The 3,942-nt window shown below is 66.2% G+C and carries 2 protein-coding genes and 1 pseudogene; all 3 read left to right on the forward strand.

Annotation, left to right across the window (positions count from 1 at the left end):
* Positions 1-604 (forward strand): annotated as a pseudogene (locus Q8R73_RS14370) (cobaltochelatase subunit CobS); the annotation flags it as partial.
* A 140-nt stretch (positions 605-744) separates the two neighbouring features.
* Entirely contained in the window at positions 745-2,643 is a 1,899-nt protein-coding gene (cobT, locus tag Q8R73_RS14375; RefSeq protein ID WP_305720214.1) for a cobaltochelatase subunit CobT, read from the forward strand.
* A gap of 4 nt (positions 2,644-2,647) precedes the next feature.
* Positions 2,648-3,697, forward strand: a complete 1,050-nt coding sequence (locus tag Q8R73_RS14380) for an esterase-like activity of phytase family protein (RefSeq protein WP_305720215.1) — start codon at positions 2,648-2,650, stop codon at positions 3,695-3,697.
* The last annotated feature ends 245 nt before the right edge of the window (positions 3,698-3,942 follow it).

Below are 3,942 nucleotides of genomic sequence, written 5' to 3' on the forward strand. Positions count from 1 at the left end.
GCCCTGGGCGCTGCAGCACAACGTCGCGCTGGTGTTCGACGAATACGACGCCGGCCGTCCCGACGTGATGTTCGTGATCCAGCGCGTGCTGGAAGTCTCCGGTCGCCTGACGCTGCTGGACCAGAACAAGGTGATCAAGCCGCACCCGGCATTCCGGCTGTTCTCGACCGCCAACACGGTCGGCCTCGGCGACACCTCGGGTCTCTAACACGGCCCCCAGCAGATCAACCAGGGCCAGATGGACCGCTGGTCGATCGTCACCACGCTGAACTATCTGGCGCATGACGAGGAGGTCGAGATCGTGCTGGCCAAGGCGCGCCACTACCGCAACCCGGAAGGCCGCGACATCGTCAACAAGATGGTGCGGCTGGCGGATCTCACCCGCAACGCCTTCGCCAACGGCGACCTGTCAACGGTGATGAGCCCGCGCACGGTGATCACCTGGGCCGAAAACGCCGAGATTTTCACCGACATCGGCTTTTCCTTCCGCGTCACCTTCCTCAACAAGTGCGACGAACTGGAGCGGCCTTTGGTCGCCGAGTTCTATCAGCGCTGCTTCAATGCGGAGCTCGCGGAATCCTCGGTCAACGTGGCGCTGTCGTAAGCATATTCGGTCGTCGTCCCCGCGAACGCGGGGACCCATACGCCGCGGCGGTTCAATAGAATGTGCTCGATAACGCGAAATAACGACCGCCGGTGGTTATGGGTCCCTGCGTTCGCAGGGACGACGGCGGTGAGGTGGCAATGACAACGTCCAACAGCAAATTCCGGACCGGATCGAAGGAAGCGCCGACCGAGCCGTTCAAGCGCGCGGTGACGTCCTGTCTGCGCGCCATCGCCAAGGCGCCGGAGCTTGAGGTGACCTTCGCCGCCGAACGCCCCGGCCTCGCGCCGGGCAAGGCGCGGTTGCCGGAGCCGGCGCGCAAGATGACCAAGCGCGATGCCGCCATCGTGCGCGGCCACGCCGATTCGATCGCGCTGAAACTCGCCTGCCACGATCCGAAAGTCCACCGCAAGCTGATGCCGGGCAATCCGCAGGCCCGCGGCGTGTTCGAGGCGGTCGAGCAGGCGCGGGTCGAGGCGATCGGCGCACGGCGGATGGACGGCGTCGCCAAGAATCTCACCGCGATGCTCGATGATCACTTCCATCGCGGCAAGTTCGATGAAATCACCGACCGTGCCGATGCGCCGCTGTCCGATGCGCTGGCGATGCTGGTGCGCGAACGCCTGACCGGTCTCGCGCCGCCGGCGGCGGCCCGCAAGATGGTCGACCTGTGGCGCCCGGTGCTGGAAGACAAGATCGGCGCGCGGCTCGATCAGCTCAGCCGCGTCACCGAAGACCAGGCCAAGTTCGGCGACATGGTGCATGACCTGTTGTCGGCGCTGGAACTCGGCGACGATCGCAACGCCGACTCCGACGACGACGAGAACCAGGACGAAAACCGCGACGGCGAGAACGACCAGTCCGGCGCCGAGGGCTCGCCCGACAGCGACGCGGCGCAGGAAATGAGCGCCGATCAGGCCCAGGCCTCGACCGACGAGATGTCGGAAAGCGCCATGGAAAGCGCGCAGGCTTCCACCTCCGACACGTTCGACGACGGCGAACTCGGCGACGACGAGACGCCGGGCGAGGCGACGCGGCCGAACTCGCGCAGCGCCAACGAGCCGCGCGGCCCGGAATATCACGCCTTCGCGCCGAAATTCGACGAGGTGATCGCGGCCGAAGACCTCTGCGACCACGACGAGCTGGAGCGGTTGCGCAGCTATCTCGACAAGCAGCTCGCGCATCTGCAGGGCATCGTGGCGCGGCTGGCCAACCGGCTGCAGCGCCGGCTGATGGCGCAGCAGAACCGCGCCTGGGACTTCGATCTCGAAGAGGGCGTGCTCGATCCGGCGCGGCTGTCGCGCGTGGTGACCGATCCCTATCATCCGCTGTCGTTCATGAGCGAGAAGGAAGCGACCTTCCGCGATACCGTGGTGACGCTGCTGCTGGACAATTCCGGCTCGATGCGCGGGCGGCCGATCACGGTGGCGGCGACCTGCGCCGACATCCTGGCGCGCACGCTGGAGCGTTGCGGCGTCAAGGTGGAAATCCTGGGCTTCACCACGCGGGCGTGGAAAGGCGGGCAGTCGCGCGAGGCGTGGCTGGCCGCCGGCAAGCCGGCCAATCCCGGCCGCCTCAACGATCTCAGGCACATCATCTACAAATCCGCCGACGCGCCGTGGCGGCGCGCGCGCAAGAATCTGGGCCTGATGATGCGCGAGGGGCTGCTCAAGGAAAATATCGACGGCGAGGCGCTGGACTGGGCGCACAAGCGCCTGCTCGGCCGCTCCGAGCAGCGCAAGATCCTGATGATGATTTCCGACGGCGCGCCGGTCGACGACTCCACGCTGTCGGTCAATCCCGGCAACTACCTGGAGCGCCATCTGCGCCACATCATCGAGGAAATCGAGACCCGCTCGCCGGTCGAACTGATCGCGATCGGCATCGGCCACGACGTCACCCGCTATTATCGCCGCGCCGTCACCATCGTCGATGCCGAGGAACTCGGCGGCGCCATCACCGAAAAGCTCGCCGAGCTGTTCAGCGAGACCAATGGGGCGGCGCCGACCTCCGGCCGCCGGCGCCGATTGCATTCGTAACCGCATGCGCGCACATCCCAGCCGCCGCCGCTTCCTCAAGTTGACGGCGGCGGGGCTTTCGGGCGCCGCCATCCCTGGCGTCGGCCATGCGCAGAAGCCGGTCGCGCCGGACGAATTCACCGTCACGGCCCCTGTTACGGTCGAGGTCAACGCCCGGCCGGTTGCTTCGTTCGATACCGGCGACCGCTCGCGCGTTCGCTTCGGCGCGCTGGAATATCGCAGCGGGCTGATCCTGACCTCGCGTTTTCGCGGCTTCGGCGGGCTGTCGGGTTTCCGGCTCGATCCGAAGGGCGAGCGCTTCATTGCCGTCAGCGACAAGGGCAGCTGGTTCACCGGCCGCATCGTCTACCGCGGCCGCGAGATGACCGGGCTCGAGGAGGTCGAGGCCGCACCCCTGCTCGGGCCCGACGGCCGGCCGATCACCGCGCGCGGCTGGTACGATTCCGAATCGCTCGCGCTCGATGGCACGCTGGTCTATGTCGGCATCGAGCGGGTGCATCGGATCCTGCGCTATGATTTCGCCAAGGGGTTCACGCGGGCGCGCGGCGCGGAAATTCCGCTGCCGCCGGCGGCGCGCAAATTTCCCGGCAACAAGGGGCTGGAAGCGCTGATGGTGGTGCCGAAGGGCCTCCCGCTGGAGGGCACGCTGATCGCGCTCTCCGAGCGCGGGCTCGATGCCGACGGCAACATCATCGCCTTCCTGATCGGCGGCAAGACGCCAGGCCAGTTCAGCATTCGCCGCACCGATAAATTCGAAATCAGCGACGGGGTGCTGTTGCCCTCGGGCGAATTGCTGGTGCTGGAGCGCAAATTCTCCTGGCTCTCCGGCATCGGCATTCGGATCCGGCGCATCCCGCTCAAATCGCTGGCGCCCGGCGCCCTGGTCGACGGCCCCGCGATCTTCGAGGCCGATCTCGGCCACGAGGTCGACAACATGGAGGCGATCGACGCCCACGTCACGCCGGAGGGCGACACCGTGCTGACGCTGGTCTCCGACGACAATTTCTCGATGATCCAGCGCAACTTGATCCTGCAGTTCACGCTGATGGAGTAGTCGTCGTTCCTGCCCATAACCACAGCTGTTCGCGGTTTGGGGGAAATCGTCCCACAGCGGTTCCTGAGACGAGAAGCCGCGGCGTATGGGTCCCTGCGATCGCACTAGGGCATGCACACATCTCTAAGGCTCCATCCTGCAGCGACGGCGTGGAAGTATTCGAGGCCGTTTTTCATGGTGATAGGGCCAGGTGGTTTGGACGAGGGATAGCCATCCCAACCGCCGAGACGACTAATGACCCAGGT

This window comes from Bradyrhizobium sp. (assembly GCF_030697065.1).
Lineage (GTDB): Bacteria > Pseudomonadota > Alphaproteobacteria > Rhizobiales > Xanthobacteraceae > Bradyrhizobium.